Consider the following 16,153-nt stretch of genomic DNA (forward strand, 5'->3'; position numbering starts at 1 on the left):
GCGGAGTCCGCGACGGCCGCACCGCCGTTTCAAATTCCTGGCCTGCAAACGTCTTTCAGCTGACGTGATCGATTGCAGGCCGACGACCTTGAACGAAATGGAGCATTCACTGCGCAGCATCGCGGACGCCGTGCGCGTGGCCGGCCCGCCGGCATCGTCGCGCACCGGCGAGCCGGCGTCGGCTGCGGCGCACCTGCTGCGCTCGTTGCGCGGCCGTTCCGACTGGCGTGGCGACCTGGGCAGGCGCGTGTCGATGGCGGCCAAGTACCTTGCCCGCAGCCTGCTGATGTTCCGCCCGCACGCGGACTACCTGGCCTTCGTCGAGAGCGAGCCTGCGCTGCGCGCGCTCCGGCAGCGCGATCCGCGGATGCAGGAGCGCCACTTCCATCGCTACCTCAACCTGGGCTGGAACCGGCGGCAGCGCCTGCAGGCGATCAGCCGGCACTACCGTCATGCGCTCGCGGCGATGCCGGCCCCGCTGTTCCGCGCGATCTATGCGGAAGGCGGCGCGCCGCTGGGGCTGCTGCCGCTCAAGGACGGCAGCCGGCTGATTCTCAGCCTGCGGCCGCCGATATTCCTGGGCTGCGAGGGCGAGCTCGGCATCCAGCTCGCCGACGAGCAGGGCCATCCGCTGTACTGCATCGTGGTTACCGTGACCGACGAGCGCACGCTGGCGATCGGCTGCATCCAGGGGCCGGACGGAACCGCGGCGCGGGAGCGGGTGCGCGACCTTACGCGCCAGCTGCACGGCCTGCGCCCGAAATGCCTGATGCTGGCGCTGGTGTGTGCGCTGGCGCGACACTGGGGCATCACGCGGCTGCTGGCGGTCGGCAACGCGGCCCACCCGCTGCGCAACGCACGCCGCCGCTTCATGGCGGACTACGATGCGTTCTGGCAGGAGCAGCACGGCCGGGCGGTTGCCGGCGGCTGGTACGAGCTGCCGCTGCAGCCGGGACGCAGGACCGAGGCGGAGGTGCCCAGCCACCACCGCTCCGCATTCCGCAGGCGCGAGGCCCTGCGCGCGGAGGCCGAGCGCCTGCTGGTCGAAGCGCTGGGCGCACCGTCGGAACACCAGCGGCCGCGCGTCCCGCGGTTCGAAGCATCGAGTCCCCATCAGTTGTTCCAGGGAGTCTGCGCGGAAGCCTCATGAACCAGCCGGATCCCATCGCCGACATCGCGACACTGCCCGGGCATGCGAGCCGGGTGGCTGCGCTGTTCCGCGAGCACAATCGCGCGCTGCTGGCTTTCCTGCAATGCCGGCTCGGTTCACTGGCCGATGCGCAGGAGCTGGCGCAGGAAGCTTACGTGCGCATGCTCACGCTGGAGCATCCCGAGCAAATCGATTCGCTGCGTGCCTTCCTGTTCCGTGTCGCGGCGAACCTCGCGGTCGACCGCCTGCGCATGCGCAAGCTGCGCGAGGCGACGAGTGCCGACGAGCCGGTGGAGCCGGCGCCCGAACTGCATCTGGCGCCGGTGCCCGAACGCCAGGTGGCGGCGGCCGAACAATGGCGCGACCTGCAAGCGGCGCTGCGCGAACTGCCGCCCAAGACCAGTCGCGCCTTCGTTCTGCATGCGATCGAGGGGCGCGATTTCGAGGCGATCGCGCAAACCATGAAACTCAGCGCACGCATGGTGCGCTACCACGTCACCCGCGCGCTGGCGCATTGTCGCGCGCGCGTGGAAGAACGGGAGATGCCGTGATGGCCCATACCCCACAACATCCCGACGAACAGCTGCTGCTGGCCGCCGCCGACTGGTGGACACGCCTGCGTGATCCGCAGGCCGGCGAGGCAAGCCTGGAACAATGGCTGGACTGGACGGCGCAGGACGCGCGCCATCTCGCGGCCTTCGAATACGTCAGCGCCTTCGGCGAACGGCTGGGCACCCTCGATGCGGGCGCACGCCGCCGGCTGCTGGGCGAGTTCGCGCCAGCCGTTGCGCCGCGCCGGCGCCGCTGGCTGCCGCTGGCCGCGGCGGCCGCCTTGGCCGTGGCGATCGGGGCGGGTTTCCTGCTTTGGGGGCGCCTGGCGGTCGACGCCGCCGCGCCGGTCACCTACGCGTGCGTCACCGGGCAGAACCGCGACATCGTGCTGGCGGACGGCAGCGAGGTGACGCTGGGCGGCGCCAGCCGCCTCAGCGTGCGCTTCAGTCGGGGCGCGCGCCAGGTGGCGCTTGAGGCGGGCGAGGCGTATTTCCAGGTCGTGCACGACGCACAGCGCCCCTTTGTGGTGACCGCCGGCGACATCACGGTGCGCGACATCGGCACCGCCTTCGACGTTCGCCGCACCGGTGCCCGGGTGGCGGTAGCCGTCACCCGGGGCCGGGTGCGGGTCGCCGGACCCGGCGGCGCGTCGATGCCAGGGCGTCGCCTCGATGCCGTGGCCGGCCAGCGCGTGGCCTGGGACCCGCGCGCGCGCACCTTGAACCTGGGGACGGCCACGCTGGAGCAGGCCATCGGCTGGCGCAGCAACCGGCTGGAATTCGTCGACGAACCGCTGGCCGTGGTGATCTCCAACGTCAATCGCTACAGCCGCAGGCCGGTGCAGGCGGACGGCGTCGACCTGAGCGGTCTCAGCTTCACCGGCACAGTGCGCACCGACGAGATCGACGGTTGGCTGCGCGCCTTGCCCCAGGTGTTCCCGCTGCAGGTGCGTATGGGCGAGCACGCGGTGACCCTCTCCGGGGACGGAAGGGCGCCGCGGCAGCGCTGACGGAGCCGCGCATCCGCAAGGCGCCGCCCCCGCTGCATTCGCCCCCGGCGCATGCCACACTTGTCGCTTTCACCCGGGACAAGCGGATGTCATGAGGCGGTCCGGCCTGCTGCCAGCCATCGGGAGCCTGCTGCCGACGGTCGCGTTCGCCGCCGCGGCCACGCCGGGCCATGCCGCGGTTGCGGCCACGCTGCATTTCGCGATACCGCCGCAGGCGCTTTCCACGGCGCTGATCGCATTCGGCCGCCAGGCGAACGTGCAGGTGCTCACGGCCGGTGGCAGGGTCGATGCCGTCCGCTCGCCTGGAGTCGCCGGCGACTGCACCGCGGCGGCCGCGCTCGACCGGCTGCTGGCGGGCACCGGGCTGGCCTACCGCTATGCCGATGCCGGGACGGTGGTGGTGAAGCCCCTCGCCGCCGGCGAGAACGGCACCGGGCGCGCCGCCCTATCTGCCGCGGGAGGCGATGTCCGGCAGCTGGCGCCGGTGGTCGCCACCGGTGTGGTCGACCAGGGCGGCTACTTGGTCGACATCGCCAGTGGCGCCACGCGCATCGACACCGACCTGCTCGAACTGCCGGCCTCGGTCAGCGAGGTGCCGCACGAGCTGCTGGATTCGCAGCAGGCGCGCACCGTGGCCGACGCCGTGCGCAACGTGGCCGGCGTGCAGTTCCTGGACGGCGCGGACGCGCTGCCGGTATTCCTGGTGCGCGGTTTCCAGGTCGGCAACGGCATGATCGACGGCTTGCCGAACAGCATCGTTTCCTACGGCGATCTGCCTCCGCTGATCGGCATCGACCGCGTCGAGGTGCTGAAAGGGCCGCAGGCGATCATCGGCGACGCCTCGGTCAGCAACAACTTCGGCGGCTTGATCAACCTGATGATGAAGCAGCCGACGGCGGCGCCCGTGCGCCGGCTCGAGTTCGCGCTGGGCCAGTATGGCGACAGCCAGCTCGGCGTCGACCTCGGCGGCCCGCTCGGCAAGAGCGGGCACTGGACGTATCGCCTGGTCGCCTCCGGCGAATACGCCGACCGCAGCCGCCAGGGCCGGCGCGGCCAGCGCGCCGGCTACCTGGCGCCGTCGATAAGCTGGCGGGACACGGCGAACAAGCTGGTGGTTTCCGCCGAGCGCATCGTGCGGCGAGAGCCCATTCCCGATTATGCGGTGATGCTGGGCGGCAGCCTCTCCACCGCGACCCCGCCAGGCCTGATGACCGGCAACCCGGGCGACCACTCGCTGTTCCGCACCACCCGGCTTTCCTACGTGTTCGAACACCGATTCGGCACCGACTGGACCTTGCGCAGCCGTGGCCAGTACGTGCGCCAGGGATCGTCGGTGCAGGAGTGGAACCTCGCGGGCTTCTCGCCGAACGGTGATGCGCAGGCGCTGGCCGAACGGTTCCGTTACGGCGATGCGTTCTACACCGTGCAGAACGACGTGGTAGGACGTTTCGGCGATGGCGCGGTCCGCCACGTGCTGGTCGCGGGCCTCGATTATTCGCGGGCACAGTCCGGCAGCCTCGACGACGCGTTCGGCACCACCGCCCAGGCCACGTACAACCTGTTTGCCAGTCCGCCGCTGCCGCCGGCGGCGGCGGTGACCGGCCCGGGCAGCGGCTTCGACATGCACTTCCCGGGCGACCCCTGGTCGACCGACCACGCACTGTTCCTGCAGGACCAGCTCGCGCTGGGCGAACGCTGGAACGTGTTGCTGGCCTTGCGGCGCACCACCTACGAGCTCGTGACGCAGGACGCCAACGGCAACTCCTCGACCCAGCACAAGTCGCAATGGGTGCCGAACGCCGGGCTGCTTTACAAGCTCACGCCGCTGCTGTCGCTGTATGCCAGCGCCACCAGCGGTTTCCAGGCCGACGAGGTGCTGGGCAAGAACGGCCAGCCGCTGCTGCCGTCGCGCTCGCGCCAGCTGGAAGCGGGGACGAAGCTGATGCTGTTCGGCCAGCGCGCGATGCTCACCGTGGCGGCCTACCGCATCATGCTCGACCACAGCACGGACCTCAGCTCGCCCAAGCCGCCGTATTTCGGCATTCCCGGACCGGGGCAGACCAATCGCGGCATCGAGCTGGAGTTCAACGGCCGGCCCGCGCCGGGGCTGGACCTCAGCGCCGCCTGGACCGACGCGATGGTGCGCAACCACGACGGCTCGCAGCCCATCGGCACGCCGAGGCAGCGCTTCAACCTGTGGGCCAGCTACCGGCTCCGGCGCGGGACCCTGCGCGGCTGGGGCATCGCCGGCGGCGTGCTGGCGCGCAGCGCGAGCCGCGGCCAGCTGTCGGACGGCTCGGCGTATTTCGCGATACCGGGGCAGGCCCGCGTGGATGCGAACCTGTCGTACCAGGCCGTGCGCTGGAGCGTGACACTGGGCGTACGCAACCTGTTCGACCGCAACCTGCACGATGCGGTGTTCGACGAAACCTTCGTGCCGCTGCACCGCGGTCGCAGCGTGCTGCTGAGCGGCAGCCGGGATTTCTGAGCGCTGCCCCGCCGTAGCGTCCTATCGTCGATCGATCGAATACCTGCCGGGCCCGGTGAGGCAGAGCAGCAGCAGGCCGCCGATGATCGACAGGTTCTTGTAGAAGTTGATCATGTTGGCCATGTGCTCCGCGCCAGCCATCGTCCAGTAACGGTGCCCGACCAGCGCCGTGCCCAGCGTGTACAGGGCCAGCAGCAGGGCCAGCGGCCGTGTCCAGAAGCCGAGCACGATCGCCAGGCCCACGAAGAACTCCATCAGGATGACCACGGCAGCGGTCACGGCGGGCAGGGGCAGACCTTCGGCCGCCATGTAGGCGCTGGTGCCGCTGAAGTCGGTCAGCTTTTCCCAGCCGAACAGCACGAACAGCAGCATCATCAGGATGCGGGCGACGAGCAGCAGCGCGTCCCGCTGGCTTTCGAACAAGGCGTAGCGCATGGCGGTTCCCCTCGAACGACGGATGGCGCGGCCGGCGAGGCGAGCCGCGATCGGCCAGGCATCGGCGCGACGCGCTGGACTATAGCGCCGGTCCGGCCTGTTCGCGCGACCGGGTTCAGCCGGGGAGCGCCGCCAGCATCGCCTCCGCGCCGGAGACGCGGAACTCGCCCGGTGCCTCGACGTGCAGCTGGCGCACCACGCCGTCTTCCGCGTATAGCGCGAAGCGGCGCGCGCGCAGGCCCATGCCGTAGTCCCTGCCGTCCCGTTCCAGGCCCAGCGCGCGGGTGAAGTCGGCGTTGCCGTCGGCGAGCAGCAGCAGGCCGGGAGGCACGTGCTGCGACGCGGCCCAGGCCTGCATCACGTAGGCGTCGTTGACCGCGAGGCAGTACACGGCGATGCCGCGCGCCACGAAGGCCGCATGCTGCTGCACGTAGCCCGGCAGGTGCTTCTCCGAACAGGTCGGGGTGAAGGCGCCCGGGACGGCGAACAGCACTGCCTTGCGGTCGGCGAACAACGCGCCGGTGCGGGTGGGCTCGATGCGGCCCTCGGCGATGGTCTTGATCTCGATGTCGGGCAAAGGCTGGCCGATCCGGATGCTCATGGCGCGCTCCCTGGGGCAGTGGCAATCCGTCGATGCTAGCCGCTGCGGCCGGGCGTTGTCGCCTTGAATCGCCGCGCGGCGCACCTATCTTCCCGGGCAGGCGGCAGCGTGCCGCAATCCATGCCGAGGAGTTTTCCGATGAGCCTGAACCATCACGTGATGTGGGGCCTGCCGCACGACGCGCGGGCGTTTCGCCGTGCATTCGACCGTGTCGCGGAGCACGACGGCAGCCTGCCGACGGGCGGGGCGTCGTGGGCGCCGCGCGTCGACATCCGCGAGGAAGACGGACGTTTCGTCATCCGTGCCGACGTGCCCGGCGTCGATCCCGCGGCGATCGAGGTGAACATGGATCGCAACGTGTTGTCGATCAGCGGCGAGCGCGCGGCCGAGCCGGCCGATGCGCCCGGCCGCTTCTCGCGGCAGGAGCGGTCGCACGGTCCGTTCCATCGCCGCTTCGTGCTGCCGGACAGCGTCGACGCCGAACGCATCACCGCCAGCAACCGCCAGGGCGTGCTGGAGATCGTGATACCGAAGAAGGCCGAGAGCGCGCCGCGCCGCATCGCGATCGACGCCAGCCACTGAGTTCCGCGGAACTTGCGGGTGCGGCCTGCGGCGGACGATGATCCGCCGTGGGCCGTTCGGCGTTGGTGTGGCTGCCTCGCGGCCCGGGGGTTGCGCGACCGCGACGCACGGAAGTGTCGCACGCGATCAGGCACGCCCAGTGCCTGATCGGCGGAGGCGGGGCCGGACATGCGCCGGCCCGCCGACTCGACCCGCCGGCAGGATGGCGGTGGGCCGAACGTCAGAGAGGAGCGGCGGTGGAATTCAAAGACTATTACGAGATCCTGGGTGTGAAGCCCGAGGCCAGCGAGGCGGAGATCAAGACCGCCTACCGCAAGCTGGCGCGCAAATACCACCCGGACAAGAACAAGGAAGCGGGCGCCGAGGACAAGTTCAAGGCCGCGAACGAGGCACAGGAGGTGCTGCTGGACGCCGAGAAGCGTCGCGCCTACGACCAGCTGCGCGCAGGCGGTTACCGTGGCGGCGAGCAGTTCCGGCCGCCGCCGGGCTGGGGCGAAGGGCAGGGCAGGAACTTCGACTTCGGCGGCGACGGCGATTTCAGCGACTTCTTCGAGAGCCTGTTCGGCCGCGCCGCCGGTGGCCACGGCCAGCGCGGCCAGCCGCGCGCGCGCCGCGGGCAGGACGTGCAGGCCAGGGTTGAGATCGACCTGCAGACCGCGTTCGACGGCGGCCGCACCCGGCTGTCGCTTCACGATGGGCGCGGCGAGGAGCGCGTGCTGGAGGTGAAGATTCCCGCCGGCATCCAGCCGGGCCAGGTGATCCGGCTGACAGGGCAGGGCCATCCCGGCGGCCATGGCGGGCCGAAAGGCGACCTGCTGCTGGAAGTGGGTATTCGCGACGACGCCCGTTTCAAGCTGGAAGGCCGCAACGTGCTGCACGTGCTGCCGATCAGCCCGTGGGAAGCGGCGCTGGGCGCCACGGTGCCGGTGCCGACCCTGGCCGGTACGGTGGAGCTGCGCATTCCGGCCGGGTCGCAATCTGGGCGCAAGCTGCGCTTGAAGGGGCGCGGCATGCCGGGTGCGCACCCTGGCGACCAGCTGGTGGAGCTGTCGATCCGCGTGCCGGCCGCGGCCAGCGACGAGCAGCGCGCGACCTACGAGGCGCTGCGCGCGCAGTTCGCAGACTACGACCCGCGCCGCTGAACTCCGTGCCGGCGGATGCGGCCGCCGGGAGCGACAGTGGCATCGCGCCGGCGATGGCCGGAGGGCAGGCGCCAGGGATCGTGGTCGCCAAACGAGAACGGCGCCGCGAGGCGCCGTTTTCCGTGGCGACGCCGGAACCAGCTCAGGCCGGCAGCAGCTCCTTCAGCGTGGCCACCAGCTCTTCTTCCTTGATCGGCTTGGTGACGTAGGCGCGTGCGCCCTGGCGCATGCCCCACACCTTGTCGGTTTCCTGGTCCTTGGTGGTGACCAGCACCACCGGGATATGCGCCGTGCTGGCGTCCTTGCTGATGGTGCGGGTGGCCTGGAAGCCGTTGAGGTTGGGCATCACCACGTCCATCAGGATCAGGTCGGGGATCTCGCGCTTGGCCACCTCGACGCCGGCGGCGCCATCCTCGGCGGTGAGGGTCTCGTGGCCGAGCTTCTCCACGATGCGCTTCAGGCCCAGGAGCTGCGACGGCGAATCGTCGACGATCAGGATGCGTGCCATAAGGTCGGTGTCCCCTTGTTGTTTCGGTGGATTCTATGCTTGTGGCGCGGTGCTTCCAAGCCGCAAGCCTCAGTTTGCGGCGATGCGCACCACGGTGCGGCCGAAGGAATCCCCGGCCAGCATGCGGGCGAATACGTCGGGCAGCTCGTCCAGCGTCGCCTCGCGGGTGGCGATGCGCTGCAGGTGGCGCGGCTTCCAGTCGCCCGAAAGCTTCTCCCAGACGCGCTCGCGCATGGCGCGCGCGGTGCCGGCCGAGGCCACGCCCAGCAGGTTCACGCCGCGGATGATGAAGGGCATCACCGTGCCGTCAAAGGCGATGCCGCCGGCGTTGCCGCAGATCGCCACATTGCCGTACGGCGCGATCAGCGGCAGCAGGCCGGCCAGCATGGCGCCGCCCACATTGTCCAGCGCGCCGCCGAAGCGGGCCGAGTCCATCGGTTTGCCGCTGAAGGCGAGCGCATGGCGGTCGATGCAGGCGGCCGCGCCCAGCGAGTGCAGGAAATCGAAATGCTCGGTCTTGCCGCTGATCGCGTGCACCGCGTAGCCGGCGCGGCTGTAGATGTCGATCGCGAGCTGGCCCACGCCGCCGCTGGCGCCGGTGACGGCGATCGGGCCCAGCGCGGGCGTCTGGCCGTTGTCCTGCATGTGCTGCAGGCCCAGTGCCGCGGTGAAGCCCGCAGTGCCGAGGATCATGCTCTCGCGCAGCGAAAGACCTTGCGGCAGTGGGATCGTCCAGCGCGCCTCCAGCCGTGCGTATCCGGCGTAGCCGCCATCGCGGGTCTCGGACAGGCCGCTGCCGGTGCAGAGCACCGCGTCGCCTTCCTTGAACGCGGGGTCGGTGGAGGCGACCACGTGGCCGGCCACGTCGATGCCGCCGTTGAGCGGATACCGGCGCAGGATGCGGCCCTTGCCGGTGCCGGCCAGTGCGTCCTTGTAGTTGACCGAGGAGTAGGCCACCTTGACCAGCACCTCGCCGGGCGTCAGCGCGTCGGTGGCCATTTCCTCGATGCCGGCACGGTAGCCGGCGTCGTCGTTGTGGATGCGGAAGGCGCGGAAGTCGGTCATCGTCATCTCCCCGCCTGGCTCAGGCGTGCACGCTGTCGCGGTCGATCCACTTGGGTTGGTGGATACCCTCGTAGTCCTGCATCCAGTCGAACAGCGCGCCGATCTCCTCGCCGAACCAGATGCTGTCGCGCTGCCCGGCGCGCACGAAGCGCTCGCCGACCATGTGGTCCATCATCGCGCGCAGGTCGCGGTAATAGCCGCGCACGTCGAGGAAGGCGCAGGGGTAGCGGTGCAGGCCGAGCTGGGCCCAGGTCAGCATCTCGAACATCTCGTCCATGGTGCCGAACCCCCCGGGCAGCGCGACGAAGGCGTCGGACAGCTCGAACATGCGCGTCTTGCGCTGGTGCATGGTGTCCACCACCACCAGCTCGCTGAGGTCCTTGTGCGCCACTTCGCGCTCGACCAGCTGGCGCGGGATCACGCCGACGGCCTTGCCGCCGCCGGCCAGCACCGCGTCGGCGACGATGCCCATCAGGCCCACGTTGCCGCCGCCGTACACCAGCGCGATGCCGCGCTTCGCCATCTCGGTGCCGAAGGCGCGCGCCCGTTCGGCGTATTCGGGATGCCTGCCGGCGCTGGAGCCGCAGTAGACGCAGAGGGAGGTGGGCTGTGGCATGGGACGCCTGCGCTCAGGAGGTGGCCGTCACCTCGGCTACGGTCGGGAGGACGGCGGAAAAACGGCGACCCGCCGTGTCGCCACAAGCGGGCCGCATGGATCCCGGATCCACGCACCTCCATGTGCGGCCCGGGGCGAGGTCATCCTGACCTCAGTTGCCCTTGTGGATGGCGCGCTTGTCCACCGACAGCGCCGCCTCGTGCACGGCTTCCGACAGGGTCGGATGGGCGTGGACGATGCGGGCCAGGTCTTCGGAGGAGCCCTTGAACTCCATCGCCACCACGCACTCGGCGATCAGCTCGGATACGCCCGGTCCGACCATGTGCACGCCGAGGATGCGGTCCGTGTCGGCATGGGCGAGCATCTTCACCTGGCCGACGGCTTCGTTCATCGCCACGGCGCGGCCGATGGCGGCGAACGGGAAGGTGCCGACCTTGTACGGCACGCCTTCGTCCTTGAGCTGCTTTTCGGTCTTGCCGGCCCAGGCGATTTCCGGCTCGGTGTAGATCACCCACGGAATCGTGTCGTAGGCGACATGGCCCGACTTACCGGCGATCCACTCAGCCACGGCAATGCCTTCCTCGAAGCCCTTGTGCGCCAACATCGGGCCGCGCACCGCGTCGCCCACCGCCCAGACGCCGTCGACGCCGGTGTGGCAGTGGTCGTCCACGGCGATGCGGCCGCGCTCGTCCAGCTTCACGCCGCAGTCGTCGGACAGCAGGCCGTCGGTGTAGGCACGGCGGCCCACGGCGACCAGCAGCTTGTCGACCACCAGGCTGTGCTCGCCGTCGGAGTCGGTGTAGGTGAGGTGGACTTCGTTCTTCTTCACCTCGGCTTTGGCCAGCTTGGCGCCCAGCTTGATGTCCAGCCCGAGCTTCTTGAACTCCTTCAGCGCCACCTTGGCGATGTCCGCGTCGGCGGCGCCGAGGAAGTCGGGCAGGGCCTCGAGCACGGTCACTTCGGCACCCAGACGGCGCCACACGCTGCCCAGCTCCAGGCCGATCACGCCCGCGCCGATCACGCCCAGGCGCTTGGGCACTTCGTTGATGTCCAGGGCGCCGGCGTTGTCGATGATGTGCTTGCCGTCGAACTTGGCGAACGGCAGCTCGATCGGCACCGAGCCGGAGGCCAGGATCACGTTGGTGGCGCTGATGGTCTGCTTGGCGCCGTCGTTGCCGGTGATCTCCACCTGGTTGCCCTTCAACAGCTTGCCCTTGCCGAAGAAGCTGGTGATCTTGTTCGCCTTGAACAGCTGAGCCACGCCGCCGGTGAACTGCTTGACGATCTTGTCCTTGCGGCCGATGAAGGTGCCCAGGTCGACCTTGGCGTTGTCCACGCTGATGCCGTGCACTGGCAGGTTGTGTGCGATGTTGTAGAACTGCTTGGACGAATCGAGCAGCGCCTTGGACGGGATGCAGCCCACGTTGAGGCAGGTGCCGCCCAGCGCCTGCTTGCCGTCCTTGCCGGCCCAGGCGTCGATGCAGGCGGTCTTCAGGCCCAGCTGCGCAGCGCGGATGGCGGCGTGATAGCCGGCCGGGCCGCCACCGATGACGATGACGTCGAATTGTTGGTCGCTCATGGTGTTTCTCGCTTCTGTCCCTCTCCCTGCGGGAGAGGATGCCCAAAGGGCGGGTGAGGGTGCGTGCGGAGCGAGGCGTCGCGGCGATGCCGAACCCTCACCCCAACCCCTCTCCCACACGGAGAGGGGGCGATGCGGTGATGCTTAGAGGCCAAGCAGCATCCGCTGCGGGTTCTCGAGCTGGTTCTTGATGTCGACCAGGAACAACACCGCGTCCTTGCCGTCGATGATGCGGTGGTCGTAGCTGATCGCGATGTACATCATCGGCGCGGCGATCACCTGGCCGTTCTCGACGACGGCGCGCTCCTTGATCGTGTGCATGCCGAGGATGGCGCTCTGCGGCGGGTTTACGATCGGGGTGGAGAGCAGCGAACCGAAGGTGCCGCCGTTGGTGATGGTGAAGGTGCCGCCCTGCAGGTCCTCCAGGGTCAGCTTGCCGTCGCGCGCCTTCTTGGCATAGTCGGCGATGGCCTTCTCGACGTCGGCGAAGCTCATGTTCTCGGCGTTGCGCAGTACCGGTGTGACCAGGCCCTTGTCGGTGGAAACCGCGATCGAGACGTCCTGGTAGCCGTGGTAGATGATGTCGTTGCCGTCCACCGAGGCGTTGACGATCGGGTGGCGCTTCAGCGCCTCGACCGTGGCCTTGACGAAGAAGCTCATGAAGCCGAGCTTGACGCCGTGTTCCTTCTGGAACTGCTCGCCGAGGTCTTTGCGCATCTTGCTGACCGCGGCCAGGTTCACCTCGTTGAACGAGGTGAGCATGGCGATCGAGTTCTTCGACTGCATCAGGCGCTCGGCGATCTTCGCGCGCATGCGGGTCATCGGCACGCGCTCTTCCGGGCGGGCGCCCGGCGTGGGCTTTGCGGCCGGCGCGGCGGCGGGGGCTGCGGCCGGGCGCGCACCGGCGCTGACCACGTCTTCCTTGATGATGCGGCCGTCGCGGCCGGTGCCGGCGATGGCGGAGGTGTCGACCTTGTTCTCGGTCGCGACCCGCTGCGCGGCGGGCGAAAGCTCGGCGGCGGCAGCCTTCGGCGCGGCCGGGGCGGGCGCGCCAGCCTTCGGCTCTTCCTTCGCGGCCGGCGCCGGCGCCGGAGCAGCGGCGCCTTCCTCGATGATCGCGATCACCTGCTGGCTGTTCACCGTGGCGCCGGTGTCCTGCCTGATCTCCTTGATCACGCCGTCGACCGGTGCGGGCACCTCCAGCACCACCTTGTCGGTTTCCAGGTCGACCAGGTTCTCGTCGCGCTTCACCGCATCGCCGGCCTTCTTGTGCCAGGTGGCGATGGTGGCGTCGGAGACCGACTCGGGCAGGACGGGGACTTTGACTTCGATGGACATGACGGGCCCTTGGGGTTGGTGCGCTCGCCCTGGAGCGCAAAAATCAGAAGAATCGAAAGCGGCCGTCCCTGGCCGCGGGATGCTCGGAAGCTTACTCCGCGGAGTGGTCGGTGCCGATCGGCGCAGCCAGCGCCTGCTCGACCAGCGCGGCCTGCTCGGCGACGTGGGTGTTGAGGTGGCCCGCGGCCGGCGCCGGCGAGCGCGCGCGGCCGGCGTAGGAGAGGCTGTGCTTCGGGCCCACGCAGGCCTGCAGGTGGTGGCGGATCTGGAACCAGGCGCCCTGGTTCATCGGTTCCTCCTGGCACCACAACACTTCCTTCGCGGCCGGGTACTTCTCCAGCTCGGCGGACACCTCGGCGCGCGGGAACGGGTAGAGCTGCTCCACGCGCACGATGGCCACGTCGGCGAGGCCGCGCTTCTCGGCCTCTTCCAGCAGGTCGTAGTAGACCTTGCCGGCGCACAGCACCACGCGCTTCACCTTCTTGGCGGCCAGCTCGCGGTGCTCGCCGATCACCAGCTGGAAGCTGCCGTTGGCCAGCTCGTCCAGCGTCGACACGGCCAGCTTGTGGCGCAGCAGCGACTTCGGCGTCATCACGATCAGCGGCTTGCGCACCGGGCGCAGCATCTGACGGCGGATCATGTGGAAATCCTGCGCTGGCGTGGTGGGCACGCACACCTGCATGTTGTCGAACGCGCACAGCTGCAGGAAACGCTCCAGGCGTGCGGACGAATGCTCCGGGCCCTGGCCCTCGTAACCGTGCGGCAGGAACAGCGCCAGGCCGCACAGGCGATTCCACTTCGCTTCGCCCGAGCTGATGAACTGGTCGATCACCACCTGGGCGCCGTTGGCGAAGTCGCCGAACTGGCCTTCCCAGATGTTGAGTGTGTCGGGGTCGGTGGTGGAATGGCCGTATTCGAAAGCCATCACCGCCTCCTCGCTGAGCAGCGAGTCGATCACTTCCACGTCGGCGCCGTCGCGGATCGTGGCCAGCGGCATGAAGGTATGGCCATCCTTCTGGTCGTGCAGCACCGCATGGCGGTGGAAGAAGGTGCCGCGGCCCGAATCCTGGCCCACCAGGCGCAGGTTGCAGCCGGCGTCGATCAGGCTGGCATAGGCCAGGTTCTCGGCGAAGCCCCAGTCGCCCGGCTGCTGGCCGGAAGCCATCTTGCGGCGATCGTCGTAGATCTTCGCCACGCGTGACTGCAGGGCGATCTCCTTGGGGATGTCCAGCAGCTTGTTGGCCAGCTCCACCAGCTTCTGCTTTGGCAGCGTGGTGTCGGTCTTGTCGGACAGCTTGCCGTTGAGGAAGCGCGTCCAGTCGATGTGGATGTCGCGCTTCGGCGAGGGGTCGAGCTCGGTCATCGGCTTGCCCGCTTCCAGGCGGTCGCGGTAGGCGTCGAAGCGCTTCTGCACGTCGCCGTCGGCGATCACGCCCTCCTTCGCCAACTGCTGGCCGTACAGCTCGCGCGCGGGCGGCAGCTTCTTGATGACCTGGTACATCACTGGCTGGGTGGCGGTCGGCTCGTCGGCCTCGTTGTGGCCGTGGCGGCGGTAGCACACCAGGTCGATCACCACGTCCTTGCGGAAGGTCTTGCGGAAATCGTAGGCGAGGCGGGTGGCTTCGATCACCGCCTCCGGATCGTCGCCGTTCACGTGCAGCACCGGTGCGTTGACCATCTTGGCCAGGTCGGTGCAGTACATCGTGGAGCGCGCGTCCTGCGGGTTGGAGGTGGTGAAGCCCACCTGGTTGTTCACCACGATGTGCAGGCTGCCGCCGATCTTGAAGCCGCGGGCCTGCGACATGTTGAACAGTTCCATGTTCACGCCCTGGCCGGCCAGCGCGGCGTCGCCGTGGATCAGCACCGCCATCGACTGCTGGTGGGCGCCGTCGTGGCGGCGCACCTGGCGCGCATGCACGGAGCCGGCCACCACCGGGTTGACGATTTCCAGGTGCGAGGGGTTGAACGCCAGCGCCACGTGGGTACCGCCCCTGGGCGTCTTGACGTCGGCGGAGAAGCCCATGTGGTACTTCACGTCGCCGGAGTGCGCGGGATCGTCAGGGTGCTCGAAGCGGCCCTCGAACTCGTCGAACAGGGTCTTCGGCGGCTTGCCGAGGATGTTGACCAGCACGTTGAGGCGGCCGCGGTGGGCCATGCCGATCACCACTTCCTTGATGCCGTTGTCGCCGGCGGCGCGCACCACGTCGTCCAGCATCGGGATCAGGCTGTCGCCGCCTTCCAGCGAGAAGCGCTTCTGGCCGACGTATTTCGTGTGGAGGTAGCGCTCCAGGCCGTCGGCGGCGGTGAGGCCCTCCAGCACGCGCTGCTTGCCTGCGGCGTCGAGGCCGGCGCTGCCGTTGGCCTGCTCCAGGCGGCTGTAGATCCAGTTGCGCTGCGCGTGGTCGGAGATGTACATGAACTCCGCGCCGATGCTGCGCGTGTACACCTTCTTGAGGCGCGCCCACAGCTCGCGCAGCTTCATGCGCTGGCCGCCACCGGCATAGGTGCCGCAGTCGAACTCGGTGTCGAGGTCGGCTTCGGAGAGACCGTGGAAGGCAAGGCCGAGATCGGGCGCCTCCATCTTGTGCGCCAGGCCCAGCGGGTCGAGGTCGGCGGCGAGGTGGCCGCGCGAGCGGTAGGCGGTCAGCAGGCGCAGCACGCCGGCCTGTTTGCGCGCGTGTTCGTCGCTGACCGGCGCGGCGGCCACGACATGGCGCTGCTTCTGCGCCGCCTCGATGCGCGCGATGGCGTTGCCGTGCGGGACGTCGCCGGCCTCGCGGCCCCTGAACGTCTCGAAGTATTTGCTCCACTCGGCGGAAACCGACGCGGGGTCGGCCAGCCAGGCGTCGTACAGGGATTCGACGTAATCGGCGTTGCCGCCAGCGAGTTGCGAGGATTCGAAGAACTCGCGGATCAGGTTTGTACTCACGTCACCACCGGCAGGGAAGGGAGGCTTGCGGCGATCCTTCGGCGGCACGGATCGCCGGCGAAAAATCCTGTTAATTATAGCCTTGCGTTGCTGCGCAGCGGCAACCCATGCACGGCCCGGATCGGGCCTCGCGCAAGGGATTTCAAGCACGGGCCGCCG

14 protein-coding genes are annotated in these 16,153 nt (G+C 69.3%); 6 read left to right on the forward strand and 8 right to left on the reverse strand.

Annotation, left to right across the window (positions count from 1 at the left end):
• The first annotated feature begins 97 nt into the window (after window positions 1-97).
• The 4 genes from AC2EWF_RS11055 to AC2EWF_RS11070 all read left to right on the forward strand — a co-directional run bounded on the left by AC2EWF_RS11055 (window position 98) and on the right by AC2EWF_RS11070 (window position 5,199).
• Window positions 98-1,150, forward strand: a complete 1,053-nt coding sequence (locus tag AC2EWF_RS11055) for a VirK/YbjX family protein (protein ID WP_483639423.1) — start codon at window positions 98-100, stop codon at window positions 1,148-1,150.
• On the forward strand, window positions 1,147-1,701 hold the full coding sequence (locus tag AC2EWF_RS11060; protein WP_483639424.1) for an RNA polymerase sigma factor: 555 nt from the start codon (window positions 1,147-1,149) through the stop codon (window positions 1,699-1,701). The genes AC2EWF_RS11055 and AC2EWF_RS11060 overlap by 4 nt, the downstream gene beginning before the upstream one ends.
• A complete protein-coding gene (locus AC2EWF_RS11065) occupies window positions 1,701-2,711 on the forward strand; it encodes a FecR family protein (RefSeq protein ID WP_483639425.1) in 1,011 nt (336 codons plus the stop codon). The genes AC2EWF_RS11060 and AC2EWF_RS11065 overlap by 1 nt, the downstream gene beginning before the upstream one ends.
• 91 nt (window positions 2,712-2,802) lie before the next feature.
• Window positions 2,803-5,199, forward strand: coding sequence for a TonB-dependent siderophore receptor (locus tag AC2EWF_RS11070; RefSeq protein WP_483639426.1), 2,397 nt, complete (start codon window positions 2,803-2,805; stop codon window positions 5,197-5,199).
• Between the two features lie 21 nt (window positions 5,200-5,220).
• Here AC2EWF_RS11070 and AC2EWF_RS11075 read toward each other — a convergent pair whose 3' ends face one another.
• Complete coding sequence (locus AC2EWF_RS11075) at window positions 5,221-5,634, reverse strand: DoxX family protein (RefSeq protein ID WP_483639427.1); 414 nt, start codon at window positions 5,632-5,634, stop codon at window positions 5,221-5,223.
• Window positions 5,635-5,749: 115 nt separating this feature from the next.
• A complete protein-coding gene (locus tag AC2EWF_RS11080) occupies window positions 5,750-6,235 on the reverse strand; it encodes a redoxin family protein (protein WP_483639428.1) in 486 nt (161 codons plus the stop codon).
• Between the two features lie 138 nt (window positions 6,236-6,373).
• Between AC2EWF_RS11080 and AC2EWF_RS11085 the strand changes: the two genes are divergently transcribed.
• Both AC2EWF_RS11085 and AC2EWF_RS11090 read left to right on the forward strand, forming a co-directional pair.
• Window positions 6,374-6,817, forward strand: a complete 444-nt coding sequence (locus AC2EWF_RS11085) for an Hsp20/alpha crystallin family protein (RefSeq protein ID WP_483639429.1) — start codon at window positions 6,374-6,376, stop codon at window positions 6,815-6,817.
• Between the two features lie 236 nt (window positions 6,818-7,053).
• Entirely contained in the window at window positions 7,054-7,959 is a 906-nt protein-coding gene (locus AC2EWF_RS11090; RefSeq protein ID WP_483639430.1) for a DnaJ C-terminal domain-containing protein, read from the forward strand.
• 142 nt (window positions 7,960-8,101) lie between these two features.
• On the opposite strand, the gene pilH is transcribed toward AC2EWF_RS11090, so the two are convergent.
• The 6 genes from pilH to AC2EWF_RS11120 all read right to left on the reverse strand — a co-directional run bounded on the left by pilH (window position 8,102) and on the right by AC2EWF_RS11120 (window position 15,994).
• Entirely contained in the window at window positions 8,102-8,467 is a 366-nt protein-coding gene (gene pilH / locus AC2EWF_RS11095; protein WP_367845065.1) for a twitching motility response regulator PilH, read from the reverse strand.
• 69 nt (window positions 8,468-8,536) lie between these two features.
• A complete protein-coding gene (locus AC2EWF_RS11100; protein ID WP_483639431.1) occupies window positions 8,537-9,532 on the reverse strand; it encodes an oxidoreductase in 996 nt (331 codons plus the stop codon).
• Window positions 9,533-9,551: 19 nt separating this feature from the next.
• Window positions 9,552-10,148, reverse strand: a complete 597-nt coding sequence (locus AC2EWF_RS11105; protein ID WP_483639432.1) for an LOG family protein — start codon at window positions 10,146-10,148, stop codon at window positions 9,552-9,554.
• 151 nt (window positions 10,149-10,299) lie between these two features.
• A complete protein-coding gene (lpdA, locus tag AC2EWF_RS11110; RefSeq protein ID WP_483639433.1) occupies window positions 10,300-11,727 on the reverse strand; it encodes a dihydrolipoyl dehydrogenase in 1,428 nt (475 codons plus the stop codon).
• Window positions 11,728-11,871: 144 nt separating this feature from the next.
• Window positions 11,872-13,065, reverse strand: coding sequence for a 2-oxoglutarate dehydrogenase complex dihydrolipoyllysine-residue succinyltransferase (gene odhB / locus AC2EWF_RS11115; protein WP_483639434.1), 1,194 nt, complete (start codon window positions 13,063-13,065; stop codon window positions 11,872-11,874).
• Window positions 13,066-13,156: 91 nt separating this feature from the next.
• Window positions 13,157-15,994 carry a 2-oxoglutarate dehydrogenase E1 component gene (locus tag AC2EWF_RS11120; protein WP_483639435.1) on the reverse strand — a complete coding sequence of 946 codons (2,838 nt, stop codon included), beginning with the start codon at window positions 15,992-15,994 and terminating at the stop codon, window positions 13,157-13,159.
• Between the last annotated feature and the right edge of the window lie 159 nt (window positions 15,995-16,153).

The sequence above is a fragment of the Rhodanobacter sp. sgz306013 genome (assembly GCF_057031145.1).